The following is a 24,054-nucleotide window of genomic DNA, read 5'->3' as shown; positions in this document are numbered from 1 at the left end:
AAGACTATTGGCCGCTCGGGGCAGTCCCCTGCTCGGCGTCGTGCAGTTGCCGGCGTTCCAGCCACGGCCCCGCCGCATACCCAATTACGACGCCGATGCCGACTTCCGCTGCCAGCCAGACTGCCGTCCACATTGGGTCCGGGCCGATGTCCGAGAGGCGGCCGATTCCGGCCGAGCCGCGCGCCAGCCACGCGAGGGCTGCGGCCAGTACCCCGGCGGCGGCCCCGACGATCAGCGCCAAGAACAGCGTGGACGCGGCGGCCGTCAGCCAGCGCACGCGGAGTTTGATGGACAGCCATTCATCGAAGTGGTTTTCACCTTCGCGCAGGAACCACCAGCCGGCCAGGACACCGGCGAGCACGGGAACCACTAGCGCCACCGGTCCGAAATCGAGCGGACCGGAAGGGATCGCTGCAAAAACCGGGATAGTGGGCAGCGGTCCTACGGCGGTTCCCAGCGGGCCCACCTGGGAACCAACGCCGAGCGCGAATCCGGAGCCGGTCAGCCATGCGAGGGCGAAGACGGCGAGGTTGGGCAAGAAGCCGAGCTGCGCGATGGTGAGTGCCGCGCCTCCGACGGGTCCGGCGTCGAGCGCTTCATAGACCGCCACCACAAGGTTCCAGTGGATGAAGAGATCCACGGCCAGCAACGCCGAGGAGATGGCGAGCGCCGCGATGACGGCCACGAAGCCGGCCTTGGCTGCCGAGGCCAGATACGATCCCGCCCACCGCGAGTGCTGGCTGGTGCGGGCGATCCAGTCCACGGCGTCGACGCCGATCAGCCGGCTCCATGAACCGGCCTCCCGCCGGGCGCCGATCACCATCCCGAGGCCGAACGGAACCAGCGGAAGGAGTCCGGCCCACCACAGGAAAACCTCAACGTCCTCGGTCCGGCAAATGAATCCAGTGGCAATGCCAAACCCTGCATAGACCAGCCACGACCCGAGGAGCGCCTGCCACAGCTGGTCCGTGTACGACGCCCGGGCCAGACGCCTGCCCGCCCGCCAGGCCAGCAGGAACGGTATAAGGGTCAGGCCCAGCGGAAGCAGCGACAGCGTGCCGGTCTCCGGCCTCGCGGCAGAGCCCTCCCCCACGGTGGTGAGGTACAGGGGCACCCCGTGGATGACCAGCCACGCCTGGCCGGCCAGCCGGGCCAGGACATCGAAGCCGGCGCTCCCGAAGCCCGAGGTCGCCCACACGGCAACGATGGGGGCGATGACCACCAGCGCGGAAATGATGGCCGCCTGCGCGGACTCCAGCCCGCCCTGCAGCCACAGGGGCATGGGTAGGCCACGGTCTCCGGTCTGGTCAGCACGCAGTTTCATCGCCTCCCATCGTGCCATGCAGTGCACGGCTCACCTGTTTTCGACAGGCTCAACGGCGCGAGAAGTCGGACGGTCATGCGCCTGCGCCGGTAGCGGCAGGTTCGACGGCGGGCGCTTTTTCGGGATGCCCGTCGTAAAATTAGCTTGTCCGCATTCAGTGGTTGGAGGCAGAAAATGACTACCGCATCCCCACATGCACATGGCGTTCACTTTGGCAGGACTGACGTCCAGAACGCCGGCATGGGTGTTGGTATTGTCGCGTTGGTTGCCGGTGTGCTGGGGTTCATCCCGGGCATTACCGCACGGTATGGCGAACTGATGTTCCTTGGGCCCGATTCGCACGCCATGTTCCTAGGCCTGTTCCAGGTGTCCATGCTGCTCAACATTGTGCAACTGGTGATCGGCGGAACCGGCTGGGCCATGTCCCGCAGTGAGATGGGTGCCCGCAGGTTCCTCTTGGGCGCCGGTGCGCTATACATCATTCTCAGCATTTACGGGCTCAGTGTCGGAGTGGATTCGGCGGCCAATTTCCTGTCGCTGAACATGACGGACAACTGGACCATGATGGTGGCTGGTGTACTGATGATTGCCGCCGGCTGGATGTTTTCACGGCATTCGGTCGAGGACAGGAAATAGCCCGGAACGCGAACGCCGGGAACTAGGAGCCGCGAATGAATAGATATCTAATCTGAGTATTCGTACTACCGGTTGGTGCAGGCGGCCACGTTATGTCGTGGCGGCTGCACCAACTTTGTGTCCGGAAAGTTGGTGTCCGTAAACCCCTCCTGCCCCGGAGGCAGCGGCAAGCCGGCGAGGACCCGGCCGGATTGCAGAGATCAGGGCGCAGAGATCAGGCAAGGGACAGCACGAAGGAGAGCACGAAGCCGGCCGCCGTGCTGAGCGCCACTGCGGGTCCGCCGTGTTCGAAGGCCTCCGGCATCAGGGTGTCCGCGAGGGAGGCGATGACGGCCCCGGCGGCAAATGCCAGCGGCAGGGAGATGGTTTCCGGATCCGTGCCAGGGCGATATTTTCCGGCACCCCGTCCAGCGTCACGGCTGCAAGCAGCGCCATTCCGGCGGCACCCCGGGTGGACGTCGACGCGGGGGCCTTCTCTTGGGCGGCCGCATCGGTGTTCAGCTTCGCGCTGCCGCGGAATTCATCTGCCGGCACTGATTTGGCCCCTGGTTGCGCCCACCGGTCAAGCATCGCGCTCAGCGCAGTGAAGACCACCGCACCCACCAGCAGCCCAAGCGCGGCCCGTACTTGCCGCCGCGCTGGTAAGCGTCCTCAAACAGCTCGAAGGTCAGGGCCGTGATGAGTGCGCCTGCGGCAAAAGACAGCAGGATCGCCAGCAGCCGCTTCGGCAGTTCAAGACGGGCACCAATAAGCGCACCTATAACAAGTGCGCTAGAAGCCACCACGCCGAACAGCAGGGAGGTTCCCACACCGTCAGTATAGGATCGGGAGCCGCAGCCGGGAACGCCCCTCCGGTGGCCGCTATTTGAATCGGATCTGGGCGTATGGCTCGCTGGGCAGATTCCCGGCAGTCCAAGGCTCTTCAGACGGTTCGCTCCGCACTTCGCCTCGCCCGTCGCGCAACACGGCCAGCACCGTTGCCGCAACGGCGACGACGGCGATTGCGGCCAGCAGCACCAACACGACGACGATGGACCCAGACATCCCTGCAGCACCTTCTGCTTCAATTTTATAGCGTTCCCGCCTGCTCGATCGTGCGCGAACTTTTTTCCTCTGGACGTAGCTGGGCGGCAGGCATATTCTGGCCTTCCACCGCGCTGGGGGGTGATTCGGGTGGGCAACGGCTTGCGCTCTGTCAAAGCTGCCGTTCTTCGCGCCCTCCTGCTGCCCGCCCTTCTGGTTCTCGCGTGGATCACCTGGGGCGCAGCGTCCGCTGAGGCAGCTTCCGGGGACACCGTGACGGCCGGTTCCCTGGATACCGGTTCCCTCAACGCTGGTTCCCTTGTCAAAACTCCCGTGGCTGCCATTGCGAAGTCGGCGGTTTCTGCTCCGCTGGCTTCGGTTGCTTCCCAGGTGGCCCCGGCGACCAGGGTGCTTCCGGTCGCTCCTGCCCTGCCGGCGGCCCCGAGCCTCCCTGCCAACGTCACCAAGTCCGTGTCGACTGTCGTCGGCACTCTGGCGGACACGGCCGGCGCCGTGGTCAAGGAGACATCGACGGCGGTGACAGCCGTGACCACCGCGACGGCGCCCGTGCTCGCTAAGGCGGACACCCTGGTTAGGGCCGTGGAGGACGTCATTTCGTCGGCGCCCCGGCTGCCTGCAACGCCGGCCATTCCTTCCGTACCCGTCCCCTCAGTTCCGGTCCCGTCCGTTCCGGCGCCTTCCGTGCCGGTTCCGGAACAGCCCGCGGCTCCTGCACCGGGCATCACGCCTCCGACGACGACTCCCGCCTCCGGAGGCAAGTCGCCAGATCTTGCTGCGCCGCCATTCGCCGTTTCGCCATCGGCGGTTGGGCCGCGGACCGCCAGCCTAAGGGCGGCAGGCCACGCGCAACAGCCGGCGACGGCGGAGACAGTGGCCCCAGCCATTCCCGAGGCCGGCACCCGCCTGCCACTCTCCGGCGCAGGCCTCTCGCTGGCCGAGCTTCAAATGATCACGCCCGGACAGCGCGAGCTGGCAGGAGTCAACCACGCCACCCACAAGCTACACCTTGGAGACCGGCCCGGCGACGGCCACCTTCAGTCCCTTGCTGTGACGGAGGGAACGTCTGGGAACTCCTCCTCAGGCTCCGAAGGCTCTGGCGCTCAGGCCGTCGAAATGGCCGGTGACTGGGACCGGACGCCGCTGCATGCCGGCGCCCGTGCATTCGATGCGGCCCAAGACCTTCCAGCCAGCCCAGCCTTCGATCCGGGGTGTTCCCCCGACTGAACAGGTCACCCCTGCCCACTTTCCGGGCAGAAACGACCACCTGCGCAACTCTGCGCAAGGACCACCCGTTCAGTCAGGAGAATATGTCATGTCTACGCACGCCCCGTTATCTGCTGCCCCTCGCCCGTCCCGTCCGCAGTCCGGAGCCCACAGCGCCCGGATCGGAAACTGGCCGGACTCGATGCGCGGCCGGATCGGAAACTGGCCCGATCCCATGCGCGGCCGGATCGGTAACTGGCCCGATCCCATGTCCGGCCTCATCGGCAACTGGCCGGACCCGATGCAACAGCGAAGCTAGGGTCGGCGCCAGGGATGTCACAGCGAGGCTAAAGTACGGTCCGGCCCCTGAGCCCGGACCGGATCGCGCCCACCAGGAAAGTGTCGCCGCGTGCGGCGCGGCGACACTTTCCTCCTCAGTGACCGAAAAAAGCAACCCAAGGCCGTATGCCTATTCGGTGCTGGAGTCGCCCACGCCCTTTGGCTTCTGCCCTGTTCCGGCGCCGTCCTCCGGCGCCGGAATAGCGTCCTGTCCGGCCCCATCTGCTTCAGAGGCCGATGCCCGCAAGGCAGGTTCCGCCGACGTGCCCGTGCCCGAAGCCCTCTGTGCACCTTCTGTTGGCCTCGCACCTTCTGTGGGTGCACCTTCTGCGGGTGCACCTTCTGCGGGTGCACTGGCCACAGGAGTGCCCGCCTCGGCGGCCTCGTCCATGGTGGGGTCACCGACGCCGGCGGCCGCATTCTGGTTCTTGGCCGAGCCTGCCTTGGAGCGGCCGGGAAAATAACTGATGACCCGTGCCAGCTCCCGGCCCAGAACTGTGCCCTCGACGACGTCGGGGGGCAGGGCGTCCTGTTCCGCTTTCCGCGCTGCCTCCAGCGCCTTCCGTCCATCTTCCGTTATGGATACCTGGTTGTGCCGCCTGTCCAGCGAACTCGACTCACGGGCCACAAGCCCTGCCCCCTCAAGTCGGGCCAGAACCCGCCCTAGGGACTGACTGCGGACCTTGATGTCGGCGGCCAATTGCTCCTGGTTCAGTGGCCCGTCCGTCAGGCCTTGGAGCGCAATGACCGCGGCATGGGTGAGGCCGAGTTCTGCCAGCGCCTGGTCCTGCCTGCGCTGGACAAGCCTGGCGGCCATGGACAGCAGCTGGTGAGGCCCCCACTGCTCCGCGTCAGGATTCGGGACCATCGGTTTAGACCTTCTTTCCCCTTTGAGCCCGTGCTGGCAGTACCGCCAGCCCAAAATGCCGACAACGCAGGGGCCGGTCACCCGGCCCCGGCATTGGGCTCGTTAACGGCGGGTGTCCTCGACGCCGTCGGTCTCGATGCGCTCCTTGCGGACCTGTTCATCCACCGTTACTTCATCCGTGACGGTTTCCGTGTCCAGCCTGACCCGCTCGACGGGAACAGTTTCCTTGTCCACCACGAGATGTTCCTCGTGAAGAACAACCTCGTGTTCCGCTTCGCTGATGTCCTGTCCCCTCAACGCCTCGCCCCGGTTTCCTTCGGTGATCGGTTCGCGCTCCAGCCGTACTTCCTCGCGCTGCACCGGAACTGTCCGGGTCTCGTTTTCGGTCACCACATATTTGCGCAGACGGGCACGGCCGGCAGCCTGCCTTTCTGTGCCGACACTCACGCGCTCCTCCGACCGGGTCATGGCGTCGTCATCGGCCAGTCCGGACGTGTCGCGTTCGAGCCTGTCATCCGCAGCGCTGTAAGTTCCACCGCTCCCCGCGGCAGCGAACTGCGCATCCCGCTCGGTGGCGGACCGGCCGGCAGCGGACCGGTCGGCAGCGGACCGGTCCGCTGCCGACCGGCCGGAGTCGGGGCCATGCCCGGTCGCAGCCTCGGAATAGGTCACGTTGCCATTTAGCTGGTAGTGCTCGTAGAGCCGGTCCTCTTCTGACGGATCAAGGTGACCCTCAGCATCCACGCGCGGAGCATCCTTGACCTGGTCCTTGCTGTAAGGGACAACTATGTCGGCTCCTTCAAGCCGTGCTCCCTCAAGGGGAATGAACGACTCCGACGTCCCGAAAAGGCCGGTCCGCGCCGTCACCCAGGTGGGCTGCCCGTTGTCATCATCCGCATAAACCTGGCTGAGGGAACCGATCTTGTCTCCATCTGCGGAGAGGATGTTTCCATTCTTGTTGAGCAGGTCGTCGATGTGTTCCTTGGTGAGCATGCTGTCTCCTTGGAGTTGACTTCGTGTTCAAATGTGGCTGTCCACGCTGAGGCCGACGATGGCGCAACGGCAGGCCAGGGCACGCTCTCGCCGCCTTAGAACGGCAACTGCCGCACCCTGCCGGGCAGTCCTTCGTCGCTGCCGAGGCCGGCAATCCGACCCCGCACCTATACCCTAAGCATGCTTACTATCAGATTGGCAAGCCAACTTAGCTTTTTTCTTGGATCGGGCGGTCGGGGACACGCCGCAAGTCCCGCCGGCGGTCGACACCAGAAAAACGGAGCTGTGAAAAAATGCCAAGGGTGCTTACTATTTATTAGTAAACATGCTTACCATTGCATGCCAGCAACGCTGGTTCCTGTACAGCAGCTGCCCCTTTCGGAAAGAGAGAGCGAAGATGACTGAGAACCAATGGCCGCAGGATGAAGACCTCACCACTCCCCCGGCCACACAGAATTCGGGTTACGGCGCCAGCACCACGGGATACGGCGCAACTGGAGCGGGTACCACCGGTTACGGCACTCCCGGCTACCAGGATGACGCGTCTTCGAAGAAGGACGTGGCGAAGGAAGAGGCCGCGAACGTCGCCGGCGAGGCTAAAGGTGCCGCCCGGAACGTAGCGGAGACGGCCAAGGCGGAGGCCGCGAATGTCGCGTCTGAAGCCAAGAACAGTGCCCGGGATCTGCTGCACCAGGCGAAGTCGGACCTGACCAGCCAGGCCGGCACCCAGCAGGCCAAGGCCGCCGAAGGCATCCGCAGCATCTCCTCGCAGCTGCGCACCATGGCCGACGCGCCGGACCAGCAGGGCGTGGCCGCGGACCTCATCCGGCAGGCCGCCGACCGCTCCGCCTCGGTCGCGTCTTGGCTGGACAACCGGGATCCGGGCTCACTGCTGGACGAGGTCAAGTCCTTTGCCCGCCAGCGCCCCGGCACGTTCCTGCTCCTGGCAGCGGGCGCAGGCCTGGTCGCCGGACGCCTGGGCCGCAGCCTGCAGGCCGGCGCCCCCGAAACCCGCACAGCCGGCTATGGATCTGACACCATACCGCCCTACCCCGTCCAGCCGCCGGTCACCGAAGGCAGCATGGACGCAGGAGTCGGCGCTCCGCTCTACGATCGCGCCGAACTGGGAGAGCCCGCCTACACCCAGCCGGCCTACGGCGAGACAACCTACGGGGAACAGCCCACAGGCCAGCCCGCTTACGGTGAACCCGCCTACGGCGAACCAGCCACAGGCCAGCCCGCTTACGGTGAACCCGCCTACGGCGAACCCACCCCCGGCGAGCCGGGATATGGCGAGCCGAGGCGGCGGGATACTGACGATACCGAGGGTGGAGGTCGTCCCCTGTGAGCAGCCAGATCCCTGATACCCCGCCCACGGCCGCGCACGCGAAGGCCGACACCACCTCCCTCGGTGACCTCCTCGGCGAGGTCACCCGGGACCTGTCCACCCTGATCCGGCAGGAAATCGAACTCGCCAAAGCCGAACTGAAACAATCCGGCACCCGCGCCGGCAAAGGCGGCGGCATGCTCGCCGGCGCCGGCGTCGCCGGGCACTTCGTGCTCCTGTTCCTCTCCATCGCCCTCTGGTACGCCCTCGGCGAGCTGATGGGCCTGGGCTGGTCCGCCGTCGTCGTCGCCGTCCTCTGGGCCATCATCGCCGCGATCCTGGCCAGCGTGGGACGCAAGGAACTCAAAGCCATCAAAGGCATGCCCCAAACCGTCGAAACAGCCAGGGAAATCCCGCCCACCCTCAAACCGAACGGAGACCACCGATGAGTGAGAACCCGGACGCCATCCGCGCCGACATCGAAGCCACCCGCGCCCGCCTCGGCACCAACGTCGACGCCGTCGCCGACAAGGTCACCCCCTCCAACATCGTCCACCGCCAAACCGACAAGGTCCGCGACGCCGTCTTCGGCGTAAAGGAGAAAGTCATGGGCACCGCAGAACACACCACCCACACCACCGCGGGCGGGGTCCACCAGGCCACCGACACCGCCGGCAACGCCCTCCACGACGCCGGCGAAGCGATCGCCGACGCACCCCACCAGGTCAAAACCAAAACGCAGGGCAATCCCCTCGCCGCGGGCCTCATCGCGTTCGGCGCCGGCCTGCTCGTCTCCTCACTCATCCCCCCAAGCGAGAAGGAACGCGAAGCCGCCGACGCCCTCAAGACCGCCGCCGAACCGGTCACCACCCAGCTCACCGAGGCCGCCAAAGACATGGCCCAGGGCTGGAAGGAACCCGCCCAGGACGCCATGGAAAACGTCAAAGCCACCGCCACCGACGCCGCCCAGCACGTCAAGGAAGAAAGCCAAACCGCCGCCACCGACGTCAAAGCAACCGCCACCGACGCCAAAACCCACGTCCAAAACACATAGCTTGCGAAACACCTAAAGGACGGCGACGGCCGGCCCGCTCTTGAGCGGGCCGGCCGTTTGTCTGCGGTCAGGTGCCTGGGATGAGACGGCGGCTAACCCTTCTTCTCAGTCAGCGCGCCCGCCTTGTGCGCCGCCCTCGCGCCCGTCTTTGCGGACTCCACCACGTACTGGGGTTCGTCGTCGCTGGCCCTGTGGGTGTGGCCGTCGAGCTCGAAGTCGCTGGTTTTCTTTTCCACGATCTTGCCGTGGGTCTTTCCCTGTGGAGTGTTCCATTCCACTTCGGTGCCTTTGCTCAGTGCCACACGTGCTCCTCGGGTCGGGATGATGTCATCACCGCCGACACTACAGCCGGTGCCGGCAACCGGCCACGGCCCGGACCAGGTTCGGATGGCCTTGAGAGCGCACTCTCCCGAAGCGGCCGGAATTGCTGGACTATGCCCTCACGCACCACCACACTGTCTATTACAGCTGGCAGTCCGGCGCCTTGAAGGATTCCCGGCATCGCAATTCCCGTGCTTATTCGGCAGGATTTCCCGGCGAATAGGGTCGGACATAACACGTGGGCTTCTACTTGCACCGAGAGGACACCGCCATGGAGAACCTGGCAGCCATCCTGCCCCTGATAGTCACTGTTGTCGCGGTGCTTCTGGGCGTTCTGGTTATTTGGCTGGCCGTCAAACTCATGTGGAAGGTGGCCGAGCCAAACGAGGCCCTCATTATTTCCGGTCTGACTCGCGGAACCCTGGAAAGCACCGACGGAATGGACTTCAAGATCGTTACCGGAAAGGGCGCGCTGGTGGTTCCCGGCCTGCAGACGGTCCGGACACTGTCCCTCACCCTGAACGAGACGGAGCTGAAGGTCTCCTGCGTAACGTCCCAGGGTATCCAGGTGGTGGTTGAAGGCGTCGTGATTTATAAAATCGGGGATGCGCCTGCCTTTATCGCCAATGCCGCCCGAAGGTTTCTTGGCCAGCAACCGAAAATGGAAAGCCAGGTGTACAACGTCTTCGAGGGACACCTGCGCTCCATTATCGGCAGCATGACCGTCGAGGAAATTATCCGCGAGCGCGATAAATTGGCCTCCCAGGTCCGCGGGGCGAGCGGCGTGGAAATGGAAAAGCTCGGCCTCGTGGTGGATTCCCTGCAGATCAAGGACCTCCAGGACCCCACCGGATACATCCAGAACATCGCCAAACCGCACATCGCCCAGGTCAAGATGGAAGCCCGCATCGCCGAGGCCACGCGGAACCGCGAAGCCGCGGAGCGGGAGGCGGAGGCCGCCGCACAGATCGCCGACGCTCAGAGTGTCTCCGCCATCAAACAGTCGGTGGCACAGGCGAACGCGGAGCGAGCCAGGGCCAATGCGGCGCAGGCGGGTCCGCTGGCCGACGCCACAGCCCGCCAGCAGGTGGTGGTCCAGGAAACGGAAGTGGCCAAGCTCGAGGCGGACCGCGAGGAACAGAAGCTGCAGACCACCATCCGCAAGCCCGCCGACGCCAAGGCCTACGCGCAGAGAACAGAAGCTGAGGCACAGAAGGCAGCGGACATCAGTGCCGCCGAAGCGCGGGCCAAGCGGACGGAACTCGAGGCCCAGGCCAATGCCCGCAGGGTGGAAGTCGAAGCCCAGGCCAATGCGACCGCGGCCGCGGCAACTGCAGGAGCCACCCGGGTGACCGGTGAAGCCGAGGCGGCAGCCACAAAGGCGCGCGGCGATGCAGCAGCGTCCGCCATCAAAGCCAAAGCGCTGGCGGAGGCTGAGGGCATCAAGGCCCGCGGCGAGGCCCTCGAAAGCAACCAGGATGCCGTCATCGCCCAGCAGTTGGCGGAAAACATGCCGGCCATTGTGGCGGCGGCCGCCGAACCGTTCGGACACGTCGACCAGCTCACCGTCCTGAACGGCGCTGACGGGGTCAACAGCATGGTCGGCGGGATCATCACCCAGGCCGGCTCGTTCCTGCCGCGGCTGTCGACTGCCCTGAAAAACGGGCAGGGCCACGCCAAGCAACAGCCGAAGCAGCCCGGCGCCTAGGACAGGGGTCGAGGGAGCCCGGGGAGGTCGAGGACCATGGTGCACAGAAACGTTGACCGGAGCCTGACCGGGAAGATCGGCCGGGTCACCGGGCGGATCGGCCCCGGCACCGTCGGGGAGGTCATGCTCCCGTACCGTGGCGGGGTCAGCGCCTTCCACGCCTACCCGTTCGACAAGGTCAGTGTCTTTCCGGTCGGTGACGAGGTGCTGGTCATCTACCTCGACCCGCCGCAGACCGTCTTCGTGGACGAGCTGCCGGACATTCTCCGCCACGAGGGACGCTAGCCCCGCCTGTTAACCCAACCTTCCCTTCACGGTAACGCCCGCTCCCCCGCATGGTTAGACGGCGGGAACACCGTTGAGGGGTGAGGATCGCTATCGTTGCCGAATCATTCCTGCCACTGATGAACGGAGTCACGCACTCCATCCTGCGAGTGCTTGAGCACCTGCAGGAACGGGGCGATGAGGTACTGGTGATTGCGCCGTCGACGTCGGACGCTGATGTTCTGGACGTTGTGCACGGCGCGTTTGTGCACCGGCTGCCCTCCGTTCCGCTGGCGGGTTACACGAACGTTCGGGTGGCGCTGGGAGGTGTGTACCGGGTCAAGAGAATCCTTGCCGACTACGCACCAGACGTGGTCCACCTGGCGTCGCCGTTCGTGCTCGGCTGGCGGGCAGCGCAGGCCGCGCATCAGCTGGGGATCCCCACGGTGGCCATCTACCAGACCGAGGTTCCCAGCTACGCCGCCCGGTACGGGGTGCCGTTCCTGGAGAACTGGGCCTGGAACAGGGTGGAAAACATTCATCTCCTGGCGTCCCGGACGCTGGTGCCGTCCACTTTCGCGCTGCACCAGTTGCGCGGCCGCGGGATCCTGCGGGTGGGTATGTGGCGGCGCGGTGTGGATACCGCGCGTTTTGCACCGGAAAAGCGCGACGACGTATGGCGGGCTTCCGTGGCGCCGGGCGGTGAGCGGATCATCGGCTATGTGGGCCGGCTGGCGGTGGAGAAGCAAGTGGAGGACCTTGCCGTGCTGGCAGACATTCCCGGCACCCGCCTGGTGATTGTGGGTGACGGTCCGCAGCGGGCGGCGCTGGAGGAAGCCCTTCCCAACGCCGTGTTCACCGGATTCCTCGGCGGCGAGGAGCTGGCCCGGGCCGTGGCGTCGTTCGACCTGTTCGTCCACCCGGGCGAGTTCGAGACCTTCTGCCAGACCATCCAGGAGGCCATGGCATCGGGGGTTCCGGTGGTGGCCACGGGCCGCGGAGGCCCCCTGGATCTGGTGGAAAATTCCCGCACCGGCTGGCTCTATGAACCCGGTGACCTGGCCGGCCTGCGCCGGCACGTGATGGACCTGACGGGCGACGACGCCAAGCGCCGCGCGTTCGCCGCGGCGGCTCACGCCTCGGTACAGGGCCGGACGTGGCCAGCCCTGTGCGCGGAACTGGTCCGGCATTACCGCTCGGTGATAGCGGAACAGCCGATCACCGGCATCGAAACGAAACGAGGAGTGTCCCTGTGAAGATTTCCGTGATCGGCTGCGGCTACCTCGGCGCGGTGCACGCGGCCACCCTCGCGTCCATGGGCCATACGGTGGTGGGGATCGACGTCGACCCCGCACGTGTCGAGCAGCTGGCCGGGGGCCGGGCCCCCTTCTTCGAACCGGGACTGGACGAACTCCTGCGCGACGGCCGGGCCACCGGCCGCCTGCGCTTTTCCACTGCCTTCGCCGACGCCGCCGGCGCGCAGATGCACTTCCTCTGCGTGGGCACGCCGCAATCGAAGACGTCCGACGGCGCCGACCTCAGCTACCTGGTCTCCGCCAGCAAAAGTCTCCTTCCGCACCTGAGCCGGGGTGCCGCCGTCGTCGGTAAGTCCACGGTGCCCGTGGGGACTGTTGACAAGCTGGGGCGCATCCTCGCGGCACGGCCTGACGTGCTGCTCGGCTGGAATCCAGAGTTCCTGCGGCAGGGCACGGCGGTGAAGGACACGCTGGTGCCGGACCGGCTGGTGTACGGGGTGCGCGGCGGCAAGGAGGGCGCCTTCGGGCGCCGCAGCGACGGGACGCAGGGAGCGGCCCGCGGTGTGACCGCCGTGCTGGACGCGGTGTACGAGCCGCTGCTGCGTGCCGGCATTCCGCGGCTCGTGTGCAATTTCGCCACTGCGGAACTGATCAAATCGGCGTCGAACGCGTTCCTGGCGACGAAGGTCAGCTTCATCAACGCCATGTCCGAACTATGCGACGCAGCCGGTGCCGACGTCACCGAATTGAGCGAGGCGATGGGCATGGACCCGCGCATCGGCAACCGGTACCTGCATGCCGGGCTGGGTTTCGGCGGCGGCTGCCTGCCCAAGGACATCCGCAGCTTCCGGGCCCAGGCGCAGGCGCTGGAGGTCCGGTCCGTGGAGGACTGGATGGGCGTGGTGGACTCCATCAACCTCGGCCAGCGTGCCCGGACCGCGGAAGTTGCCAAGGAACTCTGCGGCGGCTCGATCGCCGGCCGGACGGTGACCGTGCTGGGCGCGGCGTTCAAGCCGGACACGGACGACATCCGCGACTCCCCCGCCCTCGACGTCGCGCTCCGGCTTGCCTCGGCCGGCGCGCACGTCACGGTGACGGATCCGAAGGCCATCAACAACTCGTGGATGCGCTTTCCGCAGCTTCGCTTCGAGGCCTCTGCCGCGAGGGCGCTCGAGGGTGCCGAGCTGGTGCTGCTGCTGACCGAATGGGCCGAGTACCGCGACCTGTCGCCGGCCGCCGTCGGGCAGCTGGTACGACGCCGGACGGTGCTGGACGCGCGCAACGTCCTGGACGCGGCGGCGTGGCAGGCGGAAGGCTGGACGGTGCGCGGCCTCGGCACGAACCAGGCGGCAGCGCTGACTGAGCACATCTCTGCCGGCTGATCCTCCGTCCGCTGGTTGAGCTCGCGAGGTTAGGGTGCCGGCGGGGATCGAAACCAGCTGACGCTCCATCTCGACGAGCTCGATCAGCGGTACCATCTTTGGTGAGGGGGTGGACGCTCAATGAGTTTCTCGCGGTCTCACGCAACGGTGGCATGACAGCGGCTTCCCCGCGCCCTGAGGGGGAGCCGGCCGGTAGTTCCGCTGCCCTGTTCGATGCGCTGCCGGACGCGGTACTGGTGGTGGCGGGCGACGGGGTCATTGCCCAGGCCAATGCCGCCGCCGAGCGGCTCTTCGGTTACGGCAGGCCTCAGCTCGTGGGCCAGGACCACCGGATGCTCCTCGCCGAAGGCTACCGCAGCGGTTTCGACCGGCTCTTCGCCAGCCTGCGTACTGAGAACGGAGACAGCGCCGCCGCACAGACCCCTTTCGAGTCCTACGGCCTGCGCAGTGATGGCACGGAGTTCCACGGCGAGGTGGCTTGCTCGCTGCTGGACTCCGACGGCGGCCCATGCCTGGTCGCGTCGGTCCGGCCCACGTTTCACCGGCAGGAGGCCGACGCCGAGCTGCGGGAGGCGATGTCGCTGCTCAGCGCCACCCTGGAGTCCACGGCCGACGGAATCCTGGTGGTGGGCATCGACGGCAATATCGCCGGCATCAACGAGCAGTTCACCAAGATGTGGGGTATCCCGCGCGAACTGATGGCCACCGGCGACGACGCCGCAGTGATGAATCATGTGCTTGGTCTCCTCTCGCACCCGGAGAGCTTCGTGGACAAGGTCAACGAGCTGTACGCGCACCCCGCCGCGGAAAGCCACGACATCCTGGAGTTCCGCGACGGCCGTACTTTTGAGCGCTATTCACGGCCGCAGCGGGTGGGCAACGTGGTAGTGGGAAGGGTCTGGAGCTTCCGGGATGTGACGCCGCGGCGCCGGGCCCAGGAGCAGGCGCGGCAGGCGATGGCGGACCTCGCCGAGCAGGCAGAACAGCTCAGAGCCATGGCGTTCCAGGATCCGTTGACCGGGTTGGCGAACCGCAAGCTGTTCCATGACGAGCTGTCCGAAGCATTGCACGGCGGCGGCCGTGCCGCCGTCGACGTCCTCCTTCTGGACCTTGACGACTTCAAGGAGGTCAACGACATCCTTGGCCATGCCGCAGGGGACCAGATGCTGGTGGAGGTGGCCCGCCGGCTGAGGGCATGCGTCCGGCCGGACGACACGGTGGCACGGCTGGGCGGTGACGAGTTCGTCGTGCTTCTGACCGGAGCCACAGATGCCGAGTCCGTCGCGGAGCGGATCGTGCAGTCGCTCAATGTTCCGGTATGGATCGAAGGGTCCATGCTGCGGCCCAGCCTGAGCCTGGGAATCGCTTCGCTCTGTGAGGACGCGGTGGCCGCGTCGGAGCTGCTGCGCCGCGCGGACGTGGCGATGTACGCGGCCAAAGCGGCGGGCAAGAACCGGTACATGCGGTTCCAGCCAGCGATGATGACGGCCCTGGTGCAGCGGACGGACATGGAAGCGGGGCTGAGGCTCGCCGTCGACAACGACCAGATCAGCGTGAGCTACCAGCCGGTTGTCTCGCCTCGGCTGGGTGAGGTGATCCAGTTCGAGGCGCTGGCACGGTGGGAGCGCGACGGAAGGAATGTCCCGCCGTCGCAGTTTATTCCGACGGCGGAGCGCAGCGGACTGATCTCGGTGGTCGGCCTGCAGATGATGCGGGAAAGTTTTATCCAGCTTGGACCTTGGCTTTCAGCCGACGCCGGGCGTTCCCTGGCGGTCAACGTGTCCGGCGTGCAGCTGCGGGACTGCGATTTCGCCGGCAGTGTGCTGGGCATGGCCGAGTCCCATGGCATGGACCCCCGACAGCTGGTGCTGGAGGTGACGGAGAGCGTGTTTTTCGACGCCGACGAACATGTGATCAGCCAGCTGGCGAGCCTGCGCAGCGCCGGCGTGCGGGTTGCGCTCGATGATTTCGGCACCGGTTACTCCTCGCTGGGCCGGCTTCAGGACCTGCCGGTGGACGCGGTCAAGATCGACCAGTCCTTCGTCTCCATGGTCCGCACCGGGGCGGAGAAGCTGCCGATCCTCAGTTCCATGATCAACATGGCCCACAGCCTTGGTCTGGGCGTCACCGCGGAGGGCATCGAAACCTCCGCGCAGGCCGCCTACCTGACGGATCTGCAGTGCGACGCCCTGCAGGGCTACCTGTTCTCGGTGCCCGAATCCGAGGCTGGCCTCGAGCAGGCCATCAGCCGCTCCACCGCAGCGCTCGAGGCCCTTGAAGGTCTGCGCCTGCGCCGCTGACCCGGCCAAACCCTCCCTCACCTCTCGTCGCCCAACCCCAAACCCTCCCTCACCTCTCGTCGCCCAACCCCAAACCCTCCCTCAGGGCCCTCCTTGAGGGCCCGGGAAACCCGTTCAGGTGGAGCCAGCGGACCTCAGGCGTTGTCCAGTTCGGGCTTCTCCAGCGGCTCGCCGGCCCTGACCAGCTCCAGGCTGCGGTCCCAGAAGCTCCTCGCCAGCTCGGCGTCGTAGGCCTGCCTGTTGGCTTTCGCCAGCGCACGCTTGACGTAGAACGCGCCTGGCACCCAGTCCCTTCCGGGCGTGGATGTAGCGAGCCAAACGAGCGTGTCAGCGCCCTGCTCGGCCGAGATGAGGAACCGGTTTAACACGGTTTTGTAGGCGTGGCGGAACCAGCTTGTGGACTCCGCAGCGAAGTTGGTCGCCACGACGCCGGGGTGGAAGGCAGCCGCCGCGATACCGTCTTTCCCGTAGCGGTTCTGCAGTTCCGCGGTAAACAGGATATTCGCAAGCTTCGCGGTGCCGTAGGCGCGGTTTGTCGAGTAGCTGCGCTCTGAGTTGAGATCGGTCAGATCCAGGCGTCCGAACCCGTTGGCAGCGCTGGAGGTGTTGATGATCGTGGCACGGCTGGCGGTGAGAATATCCAGCAACTCGCTCGTGAGCAGGAATGGCGCCAGATGGTTGACCTGGAACGTCTTCTCGTGGCCATCCACGGTCAGCTCGTGGCCGCGCATGATCCCGCCGGCGTTGTTCACCAGGACGTCGATTCGCGGGTACCTTTCGCGCAACGCGGCGGCCAGATCTCGCACCTGCGCCAGCTCAGCGAAGTCACAGACGAAGTGGTCAGCGCCCAGTTCCGCACCCACCGCTGCGGTCTTTCCCGGGGAACGCCCGACGACGACGATCCGGTCGCCTGCCCGCGCCAGGTACCGCGCGGCTGCAGCACCGATGCCGTCGCTGGCGCCGGTAATGACGATGGTGCGCTGGGGCATGAGGTGTCCTTTGCTGTGATTGAGCCGCTCAACCGTGAGGCGGCCTCCCACGTACAACGGAGCCCGGCCGGGACATGTTCCCGGGCAGAAGCGAGAGCAGGATACCGGCTGGAAGTGCATGCTGCCGATTGCGCGCCCGGTCGCCGGAGTGATAGCTTGCCGGTGATCGTGATCTATTGGCAGGAGGTGAGACCCATGAACGCAGTATCCGCAATGGGCGCTCCCCCACAGCCCACGATCCCGCGACTGAGCTAGTCGCCTCCGGGAGCGCCGCCAGGCAATCCGCGAAAGGCGACTCCCATGAACACAGCACCTTCTTCACCTCTGCACTTCATCTCCACAACGGCCTCCGACCGAGCGCTGGTCCTCGGAGGCGGCGGATCGACAGGCAATGCGTGGCTGATTGGCGTCATCGCCGGCCTCTCCGATGCCGGGCTGGACGTGACCACAGCCGATCTGACCATCGGAACGTCAGCCGGCTCCACGGCCGCGGCCCAGATAGCTGGCGCAACCCCGGGCGAACTGCTGGCCGCCATCCTTGCCGCGGCACCCCAGCCCCAGCCCCGGCGCCAGCAAGGGACCGGTCCGGCCGGATCCGGCGGCGGACGCGTTCCGTCCAAGCCGGTGGCGGACCACATGGAGAGAACCAGCAAGATCATCGCCGCCGCCGAGGATGCGGCCGACATGCGCCGCCGAATGGGCGCGGCTGCACTAGACATGGATGCGGCGTCGGACGGCTCTGTGCAGCAGCGGTGGCGCGCGACCGTCGCCGCGCGGCTGCCCAGCCAGCACTGGCCGCAACGAAGGGTGCTCATCACAGCGGTCGATGCCCAGTCCGGTGAACCGGTCATCTTCGACCGCCACAGCGGAGTCGACCTGACGGACGCCGTTGCCGCCAGCTGCGCCAGTGGCTTCGCCTACAGGATCGGGGACAACAGTTATATCGACGGCGGCTACCGGTCCAACGCCGAGAACGCCGATCTGGCCGCCGGATTCCAGCGGGTGCTGGTGCTCTCGCCATTCGGCGGCAGAACACGAACGCCGCTGGACTGGGGCCTGCATCTCGCAACACAGGTCGACGGGCTGCGCGCAGGCGGCAGCAGAGTCGAAACGATCTTCCCGGATAGCAACTCCGAGCACATGTTCGGCGCCAATGCGATGGATCTGACGCTGCGTCCGCCCGCTGCCCGGGCTGGTTACAACCAGGGCAGCGTCCTTGCCGAGCGGCTCACCGAATTCTGGGGCTGACGCCGGGCGGGCTGTTAACCAGCCGGGGCCCCGGCGTATGCGCCGGGGCCCTGGGGGAGGGTGCTTTAAATGCGGGAGAGCCCCGACCATGACTGGTTCGGGGCTCTCGACCTAATGGTTGTCCGGCGGTGACCTACTCTCCCACACCCTCCCGGGTGCAGTACCATCGGCGCTGTGGGTCTTAGCTTCCGGGTTCGGAATGGGACCGGGCGTTTCCCCCACGCTATGACCGCCGTAACCCTGTGTCCCGTCACACACCCGTGCGGGTGTGCGGGGGAAATCTTGTGGTTACAACAACTGTGGTGTTGTTATTCAGTTTATTTTGGTTCCTGTTCCAACGGGTTTGTTGGTTGGGAACCACATAGTGGACGCAAGCATGCTTTGTTCTTGTGTGGTGTAAGTTATCGGCCTATTAGTACCGGTCAGCTTCACGAGTCGTTAGTCCTCGCTTCCACATCCGGCCTATCAACCCAGTGGTCTGGCTGGGGGCCTCTCACACCCGAGGGTGTATGGAAATCTCATCTCGAAGCGAGCTTCCCGCTTAGATGCTTTCAGCGGTTATCCCATCCGAACGTAGCTAATCAGCGGTGCACTTGGCAGTACAACTGACACACCAGAGGTTCGTCCGTCCCGGTCCTCTCGTACTAAGGACAGCCCTTCTCAAATTTCCTGCGCGCGCAGCGGATAGGGACCGAACTGTCTCACGACGTTCTAAACCCAGCTCGCGTACCGCTTTAATGGGCGAACAGCCCAACCCTTGGGACCTACTCCAGCCCCAGGATGCGACGAGCCGACATCGAGGTGCCAAACCATGCCGTCGATATGGACTCTTGGGCAAGATCAGCCTGTTATCCCCGAGGTACCTTTTATCCGTTGAGCGACGGCCATTCCACAATGTACCGCCGGATCACTAGTCCCGACTTTCGTCCCTGCTCGAGATGTCTCTCTCACAGTCAAGCTCCCTTGTGCACTTACACTCGACACCTGATTGCCAACCAGGCTGAGGGAACCTTTGGGCGCCTCCGTTACTTTTTAGGAGGCAACCGCCCCAGTTAAACTACCCATCAGGCACTGTCCCTGACCCGGATTACGGGCCGAAGTTAGATGTCCAAAGTGACCAGAGTGGTATTTCAACGATGACTCCACCCGAACTGGCGTCCGGGCTTCAACGTCTCCCACCTATCCTACACAAGCCACTCCGAACACCAATACCAAACTATAGTAAAGGTCTCGGGGTCTTTCCGTCCTGCTGCGCGTAACGAGCATCTTTACTCGTACTGCAATTTCGCCGAGTTTATGGTTGAGACAGCGGGGAAGTCGTTACTCCATTCGTGCAGGTCGGAACTTACCCGACAAGGAATTTCGCTACCTTAGGATGGTTATAGTTACCACCGCCGTTTACTGGGGCTTAAATTCTCAGCTTCGCCGTGAGGCTAACCGGTCCTCTTAACCTTCCAGCACCGGGCAGGAGTCAGTCCGTATACATCGTCTTGCGACTTCGCACGGACCTGTGTTTTTAGTAAACAGTCGCTTCCCCTGGTCTCTGCGGCCCCGATCCCCTCCCGGACGCACGGTCCGTTCAAGGTTGGGGCCCCCCTTCTCCCGAAGTTACGGGGGCATTTTGCCGAGTTCCTTAACCATAATTCTCTCGATCGCCTTAGTATTCTCTACCTGATCACCTGTGTCGGTTTGGGGTACGGGCGGCTAAAACCTCGCGCCGATGCTTTTCTAGGCAGCATAGGATCACCGAATCCCCCCTTTACGGGAGTCCCGTCAGATCTCAGGCACATGAACAGCGGATTTGCCTACCGTTCGCCCTACATCCTTGGACCGGGACAACCATCGCCCGGCTCGGCTACCTTCCTGCGTCACACCTGTTAATACGCTTGCCTCCCAGGATCAGGTCCCGCGCTCCACCAAAACCCTTCACCCACAAGGGGTGTCAGGCAGGTCTCGGGCGGTTAGTATCCCCTGTTCAACATGGGCGGTTTTTCGCCGGTACGGGAATATCAACCCGTTGTCCATCGACTACGCCTGTCGGCCTCGCCTTAGGTCCCGACTTACCCAGGGCAGATTAGCTTGACCCTGGAACCCTTGATCATCCGGCGGACGGGTTTCTCACCCGTCTTTCGCTACTCATGCCTGCATTCTCACTCGTGTAGGCTCCACCGCTGGTTTACACCGCGACTTCACCGCCCACACGACGCTCCCCTACCCATCCACACTCCTGAACCACAAAGGCTTGGAAAATATGTGAATGCCACAACTTCGGCGGTGTACTTGAGCCCCGCTACATTGTCGGCGCGGAATCACTTGACCAGTGAGCTATTACGCACTCTTTTAAGGATGGCTGCTTCTAAGCCAACCTCCTGGTTGTCTTCGCAACTCCACATCCTTTCCCACTTAGCACACGCTTAGGGGCCTTAGTTGGTGGTCTGGGCTGTTTCCCTCTCGACTATGAAGCTTATCCCCCACAGTCTCACTGCTGCGCTCTCACTTACCGGCATTCGGAGTTTGGCTGACGTCAGTAACCTTGTAGGGCCCATTAGCCATCCAGTAGCTCTACCTCCGGTAAGAAACACGCAACGCTGCACCTAAATGCATTTCGGGGAGAACCAGCTATCACGAAGTTTGATTGGCCTTTCACCCCTACCCACAGCTCATCCCCTCCATTTTCAACTGAAGTGGGTTCGGTCCTCCACGACGTCTTACCGTCGCTTCAACCTGGCCATGGGTAGATCACTTCGCTTCGGGTCTAGATCACGCCACTGCAACGCCCTGTTCAGACTCGCTTTCGCTACGGCTTCCCCACACGGGTTAACCTCGCGACGTAACACTAACTCGCAGGCTCATTCTTCAAAAGGCACGCCGTCACAACTACTATGGCTGCTCCGACGGATTGTAAGCACACGGTTTCAGGTACTGTTTCACTCCCCTCCCGGGGTACTTTTCACCTTTCCCTCACGGTACTGGTCCGCTATCGGTCATTAGGGAGTATTTAGGCTTATCAGGTGGTCCTGACAGATTCACACGGGATTTCTCGGGCCCCGTGCTACTTGGGATACTCATCAAAGGCGGTACACAGCATTACGGTTACGGGGCTCACACCCTCTACGGCCGGCCTTTCAAGACCGTTCACCTATACCAGCACTCACACCTCCCCGGTCCGGCAGAACCAGGACAACAAGTCCCACAACCCCGCCCATGCAACGCCCGCCGGCTATCACACATGGGTCGGTTTAGCCTGATCCGCGTTCGCTCGCCACTACTAACGGAATCACTGTTGTTTTCTCTTCCTGCGGGTACTGAGATGTTTCACTTCCCCGCGTTCCCTCCACGCACCCTATGTGTTCAGATGCGGGTCACCAGATCACTCGCGCGTCTGGCGGGGTTTCCCCATTCGGACACCCTGGGATCACAGTCCGGTTATCGACTCCCCAGGCTTATCGCAGATTCCTACGTCCTTCTTCGGCTCCTAATGCCAAGGCATCCACCGTGTGCTCTTAAAAACTTGACCACAAAAGATCAATCAGTAATTTTCGAGAGAACCATGAAAACCAACCACACCCAACAACCACCCCCAAAAAAGGAAGCCATCATCACGCGCAGCCAGATCCAGGTTCATATTCTTGGAAATTGCTTCTTATAAAAGATGCTCGCGTCCACTATGTAGTTCTCAAACAACAACCCCGTACCACACACCCCACACACAACCCCCCAAAGGGGCCAACGCGCATGACCGGTGCAGCCAGGAAACCAGAAACAAACAAGCCCCGGGAAAACACGGCCAAAAACCGCAGCCTCCCCGGCCCTGTTGCCTCAGGACCCAACAGTGTGCCAAACACTAAACCACGCATCCCCCACCCGCACCGTTCCAAGACAAACCCCCACAGGGAACCCATCCGTACTAAACACAGGAAAAAAACACGCGGCCGCTATCCGTTGATATTCCACCCATGAGCACCCGCCGCAGAACAAACGTCTGCGCAACGGGCCTTTACTCCTGACAACCCCTCCACACCCGCCTACACGGGCCGCAGAGACTGTAGGTGCTCCTTAGAAAGGAGGTGATCCAGCCGCACCTTCCGGTACGGCTACCTTGTTACGACTTAGTCCCAATCGCCAGTCCCACCTTCGACGGCTCCCTCCCACAAGGGGTTAGGCCACCGGCTTCGGGTGTTACCAACTTTCGTGACTTGACGGGCGGTGTGTACAAGGCCCGGGAACGTATTCACCGCAGCGTTGCTGATCTGCGATTACTAGCGACTCCGACTTCATGGGGTCGAGTTGCAGACCCCAATCCGAACTGAGACCGGCTTTTGGGATTAGCTCCACCTCACAGTATCGCAACCCTTTGTACCGGCCATTGTAGCATGCGTGAAGCCCAAGACATAAGGGGCATGATGATTTGACGTCGTCCCCACCTTCCTCCGAGTTGACCCCGGCAGTCTCCCATGAGTCCCCGCCATTACGCGCTGGCAACATGGAACGAGGGTTGCGCTCGTTGCGGGACTTAACCCAACATCTCACGACACGAGCTGACGACAACCATGCACCACCTGTGAACCGGCCCCAAAAGGAGAAACCACATTTCTGCGGCGGTCCGGTCCATGTCAAGCCTTGGTAAGGTTCTTCGCGTTGCATCGAATTAATCCGCATGCTCCGCCGCTTGTGCGGGCCCCCGTCAATTCCTTTGAGTTTTAGCCTTGCGGCCGTACTCCCCAGGCGGGGCACTTAATGCGTTAGCTACGGCGCGGAAAACGTGGAATGTCCCCCACACCTAGTGCCCAACGTTTACGGCATGGACTACCAGGGTATCTAATCCTGTTCGCTCCCCATGCTTTCGCTCCTCAGCGTCAGTTAATGCCCAGAGACCTGCCTTCGCCATCGGTGTTCCTCCTGATATCTGCGCATTTCACCGCTACACCAGGAATTCCAGTCTCCCCTACATCACTCTAGTCTGCCCGTACCCACCGCAGATCCGGAGTTGAGCCCCGGACTTTCACGGCAGACGCGACAAACCGCCTACGAGCTCTTTACGCCCAATAATTCCGGATAACGCTTGCGCCCTACGTATTACCGCGGCTGCTGGCACGTAGTTAGCCGGCGCTTCTTCTGCAGGTACCGTCACTTTCGCTTCTTCCCTACTGAAAGAGGTTTACAACCCGAAGGCCGTCATCCCTCACGCGGCGTCGCTGCATCAGGCTTTCGCCCATTGTGCAATATTCCCCACTGCTGCCTCCCGTAGGAGTCTGGGCCGTGTCTCAGTCCCAGTGTGGCCGGTCACCCTCTCAGGCCGGCTACCCGTCGTCGCCTTGGTGAGCCATTACCTCACCAACAAGCTGATAGGCCGCGAGTCCATCCAAAACCACAAAAGCTTTCCACCCCCACCATGCGATGAGGAGTCATATCCGGTATTAGACCCAGTTTCCCAGGCTTATCCCAGAGTCAAGGGCAGGTTACTCACGTGTTACTCACCCGTTCGCCACTAATCCCCGGTGCAAGCACCGGATCATCGTTCGACTTGCATGTGTTAAGCACGCCGCCAGCGTTCATCCTGAGCCAGGATCAAACTCTCCGTTGAAGTAAAACAGACACAACCAACACCCCCGGAAATAACAGGAACGAAGGCTGCACAAAATTTGAAACCAGCTAAAAACACCAGGCCACACCACGGGGGTGGGCAGCCCGGCACAATCAACCAATTCATAAAAAAATCGGTATCAACAAACTTGGCACACTATTGAGTTCTCAAACAACAGACACACCCGGCACCACCCAAACCAACGTTCAGGATC

Annotated in this window: 19 protein-coding genes and 3 rRNA genes; 12 read left to right on the top strand and 10 right to left on the bottom strand. The window is 63.8% G+C overall.

The features are described from left to right. Positions 1 to 4: 4 nt before the first annotated feature. Entirely contained in the window at positions 5 to 1,324 is a 1,320-nt protein-coding gene (locus tag ABRP34_RS20310; RefSeq protein WP_353711561.1) for a DUF6350 family protein, read from the bottom strand. A 174-nt stretch (positions 1,325 to 1,498) separates the two neighbouring features. On the opposite strand from ABRP34_RS20310, the gene ABRP34_RS20305 reads away from it, so the two are divergent. Further along, positions 1,499 to 1,960, top strand: coding sequence for a DUF4383 domain-containing protein (locus ABRP34_RS20305; RefSeq protein WP_043418963.1), 462 nt, complete (start codon positions 1,499 to 1,501; stop codon positions 1,958 to 1,960). A 575-nt stretch (positions 1,961 to 2,535) separates the two neighbouring features. Here ABRP34_RS20305 and ABRP34_RS20300 read toward each other — a convergent pair. Both ABRP34_RS20300 and ABRP34_RS20295 read right to left on the bottom strand, forming a co-directional pair. Beyond that, positions 2,536 to 2,769 (bottom strand): hypothetical protein, encoded by a 234-nt coding sequence (locus tag ABRP34_RS20300; protein WP_353711560.1) that lies wholly within the window; start codon positions 2,767 to 2,769, stop codon positions 2,536 to 2,538. A gap of 52 nt (positions 2,770 to 2,821) precedes the next feature. Next, positions 2,822 to 3,004, bottom strand: a complete 183-nt coding sequence (locus tag ABRP34_RS20295; RefSeq protein WP_353711559.1) for a hypothetical protein — start codon at positions 3,002 to 3,004, stop codon at positions 2,822 to 2,824. A gap of 141 nt (positions 3,005 to 3,145) precedes the next feature. Here ABRP34_RS20295 and ABRP34_RS20290 point away from each other — a divergent pair, with 141 nt between their 5' ends. Together ABRP34_RS20290 and ABRP34_RS20285 are read left to right on the top strand one after the other, a co-directional pair. Continuing rightward, complete coding sequence (locus tag ABRP34_RS20290; RefSeq protein WP_353711558.1) at positions 3,146 to 4,228, top strand: hypothetical protein; 1,083 nt, start codon at positions 3,146 to 3,148, stop codon at positions 4,226 to 4,228. Positions 4,229 to 4,316: 88 nt separating this feature from the next. Further along, complete coding sequence (locus ABRP34_RS20285) at positions 4,317 to 4,526, top strand: hypothetical protein (RefSeq protein ID WP_353711557.1); 210 nt, start codon at positions 4,317 to 4,319, stop codon at positions 4,524 to 4,526. Between the two features lie 150 nt (positions 4,527 to 4,676). Here ABRP34_RS20285 and ABRP34_RS20280 read toward each other — a convergent pair whose 3' ends face one another. Both ABRP34_RS20280 and ABRP34_RS20275 read right to left on the bottom strand, forming a co-directional pair. Continuing rightward, positions 4,677 to 5,414, bottom strand: coding sequence for a MarR family transcriptional regulator (locus tag ABRP34_RS20280; protein ID WP_353711556.1), 738 nt, complete (start codon positions 5,412 to 5,414; stop codon positions 4,677 to 4,679). Positions 5,415 to 5,516: 102 nt separating this feature from the next. After that, a complete protein-coding gene (locus ABRP34_RS20275; protein WP_353711555.1) occupies positions 5,517 to 6,407 on the bottom strand; it encodes a PRC and DUF2382 domain-containing protein in 891 nt (296 codons plus the stop codon). 397 nt (positions 6,408 to 6,804) lie between these two features. Between ABRP34_RS20275 and ABRP34_RS20270 the strand changes: the two genes are divergently transcribed. Genes ABRP34_RS20270 through ABRP34_RS20260 form a run of 3 tightly spaced genes read left to right on the top strand, consistent with a single transcriptional unit; the run spans position 6,805 to position 8,788 of the window. Further along, positions 6,805 to 7,755 (top strand): hypothetical protein, encoded by a 951-nt coding sequence (locus ABRP34_RS20270; protein WP_353711554.1) that lies wholly within the window; start codon positions 6,805 to 6,807, stop codon positions 7,753 to 7,755. Beyond that, entirely contained in the window at positions 7,752 to 8,183 is a 432-nt protein-coding gene (locus tag ABRP34_RS20265) for a phage holin family protein (protein WP_353711553.1), read from the top strand. Before ABRP34_RS20270 ends, ABRP34_RS20265 begins: the two co-directional genes overlap by 4 nt. Further along, positions 8,180 to 8,788 (top strand): DUF3618 domain-containing protein, encoded by a 609-nt coding sequence (locus ABRP34_RS20260; RefSeq protein WP_353711552.1) that lies wholly within the window; start codon positions 8,180 to 8,182, stop codon positions 8,786 to 8,788. The genes ABRP34_RS20265 and ABRP34_RS20260 overlap by 4 nt, the downstream gene beginning before the upstream one ends. Positions 8,789 to 8,880: 92 nt before the next feature. On the opposite strand, the gene ABRP34_RS20255 is transcribed toward ABRP34_RS20260, so the two are convergent. Next, complete coding sequence (locus ABRP34_RS20255; protein WP_353711551.1) at positions 8,881 to 9,090, bottom strand: DUF2945 domain-containing protein; 210 nt, start codon at positions 9,088 to 9,090, stop codon at positions 8,881 to 8,883. A gap of 290 nt (positions 9,091 to 9,380) precedes the next feature. Here ABRP34_RS20255 and ABRP34_RS20250 point away from each other — a divergent pair, with 290 nt between their 5' ends. The 5 genes from ABRP34_RS20250 to ABRP34_RS20230 all read left to right on the top strand — a co-directional run bounded on the left by ABRP34_RS20250 (position 9,381) and on the right by ABRP34_RS20230 (position 16,019). Then, positions 9,381 to 10,817 carry an SPFH domain-containing protein gene (locus ABRP34_RS20250; protein WP_353711550.1) on the top strand — a complete coding sequence of 479 codons (1,437 nt, stop codon included), beginning with the start codon at positions 9,381 to 9,383 and terminating at the stop codon, positions 10,815 to 10,817. A 39-nt stretch (positions 10,818 to 10,856) separates the two neighbouring features. Continuing rightward, entirely contained in the window at positions 10,857 to 11,102 is a 246-nt protein-coding gene (locus tag ABRP34_RS20245) for a hypothetical protein (protein ID WP_085929181.1), read from the top strand. An 80-nt stretch (positions 11,103 to 11,182) separates the two neighbouring features. Then, positions 11,183 to 12,337 carry a glycosyltransferase family 1 protein gene (locus ABRP34_RS20240; RefSeq protein WP_353711549.1) on the top strand — a complete coding sequence of 385 codons (1,155 nt, stop codon included), beginning with the start codon at positions 11,183 to 11,185 and terminating at the stop codon, positions 12,335 to 12,337. Continuing rightward, positions 12,334 to 13,719 carry a UDP-glucose/GDP-mannose dehydrogenase family protein gene (locus ABRP34_RS20235; RefSeq protein ID WP_353711548.1) on the top strand — a complete coding sequence of 462 codons (1,386 nt, stop codon included), beginning with the start codon at positions 12,334 to 12,336 and terminating at the stop codon, positions 13,717 to 13,719. The genes ABRP34_RS20240 and ABRP34_RS20235 overlap by 4 nt, the downstream gene beginning before the upstream one ends. Positions 13,720 to 13,871: 152 nt before the next feature. Beyond that, the gene (locus ABRP34_RS20230) at positions 13,872 to 16,019 is read left to right on the top strand and encodes an EAL domain-containing protein (protein ID WP_353711547.1); all 2,148 of its coding nucleotides are present in this window, start codon (positions 13,872 to 13,874) and stop codon (positions 16,017 to 16,019) included. Between the two features lie 134 nt (positions 16,020 to 16,153). On the opposite strand, the gene ABRP34_RS20225 is transcribed toward ABRP34_RS20230, so the two are convergent. After that, positions 16,154 to 17,008, bottom strand: a complete 855-nt coding sequence (locus ABRP34_RS20225; protein WP_353711546.1) for an SDR family NAD(P)-dependent oxidoreductase — start codon at positions 17,006 to 17,008, stop codon at positions 16,154 to 16,156. 300 nt (positions 17,009 to 17,308) lie between these two features. On the opposite strand from ABRP34_RS20225, the gene ABRP34_RS20220 reads away from it, so the two are divergent. Further along, positions 17,309 to 18,256, top strand: coding sequence for a patatin-like phospholipase family protein (locus tag ABRP34_RS20220; protein WP_353711545.1), 948 nt, complete (start codon positions 17,309 to 17,311; stop codon positions 18,254 to 18,256). 120 nt (positions 18,257 to 18,376) lie between these two features. On the opposite strand, the gene rrf is transcribed toward ABRP34_RS20220, so the two are convergent. The 3 genes from rrf to ABRP34_RS20205 all read right to left on the bottom strand — a co-directional run bounded on the left by rrf (position 18,377) and on the right by ABRP34_RS20205 (position 23,840). Further along, a 5S ribosomal RNA gene (gene rrf / locus ABRP34_RS20215) occupies positions 18,377 to 18,493 on the bottom strand. 154 nt (positions 18,494 to 18,647) lie between these two features. Next, positions 18,648 to 21,773, bottom strand: a 23S ribosomal RNA gene (locus ABRP34_RS20210). 543 nt (positions 21,774 to 22,316) lie between these two features. Next, positions 22,317 to 23,840: ribosomal RNA gene (locus ABRP34_RS20205) — 16S ribosomal RNA — on the bottom strand. Together the 16S, 23S and 5S rRNA genes form the textbook arrangement of a ribosomal RNA operon. Positions 23,841 to 24,054: the final 214 nt, after the last annotated feature.

The organism is Arthrobacter sp. K5 (assembly GCF_040448525.1).
GTDB lineage: Bacteria > Actinomycetota > Actinomycetes > Actinomycetales > Micrococcaceae > Arthrobacter > Arthrobacter globiformis.
Note: the sequence above shows the minus strand (reverse complement) of the source record. Positions and strands in the feature narration are given on the sequence as shown.

What these genes read in the sequence shown, in the direction of transcription:
- ABRP34_RS20310 (WP_353711561.1), bottom strand. Translation starts at nt 1,324, where the DNA reads ATGAAACTGCGTGCTGACCAGACCGGAGACCGTGGCCTACCCATGCCC.
- ABRP34_RS20220 (WP_353711545.1), top strand. Translation starts at nt 17,309, where the DNA reads ATGAACACAGCACCTTCTTCACCTCTGCACTTCATCTCCACAACGGCC.
- ABRP34_RS20225 (WP_353711546.1), bottom strand. Translation starts at nt 17,008, where the DNA reads ATGCCCCAGCGCACCATCGTCATTACCGGCGCCAGCGACGGCATCGGT.
- ABRP34_RS20275 (WP_353711555.1), bottom strand. Translation starts at nt 6,407, where the DNA reads ATGCTCACCAAGGAACACATCGACGACCTGCTCAACAAGAATGGAAAC.
- ABRP34_RS20280 (WP_353711556.1), bottom strand. Translation starts at nt 5,414, where the DNA reads ATGGTCCCGAATCCTGACGCGGAGCAGTGGGGGCCTCACCAGCTGCTG.
- ABRP34_RS20230 (WP_353711547.1), top strand. Translation starts at nt 13,872, where the DNA reads ATGACAGCGGCTTCCCCGCGCCCTGAGGGGGAGCCGGCCGGTAGTTCC.
- ABRP34_RS20270 (WP_353711554.1), top strand. Translation starts at nt 6,805, where the DNA reads ATGACTGAGAACCAATGGCCGCAGGATGAAGACCTCACCACTCCCCCG.
- ABRP34_RS20250 (WP_353711550.1), top strand. Translation starts at nt 9,381, where the DNA reads ATGGAGAACCTGGCAGCCATCCTGCCCCTGATAGTCACTGTTGTCGCG.
- ABRP34_RS20260 (WP_353711552.1), top strand. Translation starts at nt 8,180, where the DNA reads ATGAGTGAGAACCCGGACGCCATCCGCGCCGACATCGAAGCCACCCGC.
- ABRP34_RS20305 (WP_043418963.1), top strand. Translation starts at nt 1,499, where the DNA reads ATGACTACCGCATCCCCACATGCACATGGCGTTCACTTTGGCAGGACT.
- ABRP34_RS20295 (WP_353711559.1), bottom strand. Translation starts at nt 3,004, where the DNA reads ATGTCTGGGTCCATCGTCGTCGTGTTGGTGCTGCTGGCCGCAATCGCC.
- ABRP34_RS20285 (WP_353711557.1), top strand. Translation starts at nt 4,317, where the DNA reads ATGTCTACGCACGCCCCGTTATCTGCTGCCCCTCGCCCGTCCCGTCCG.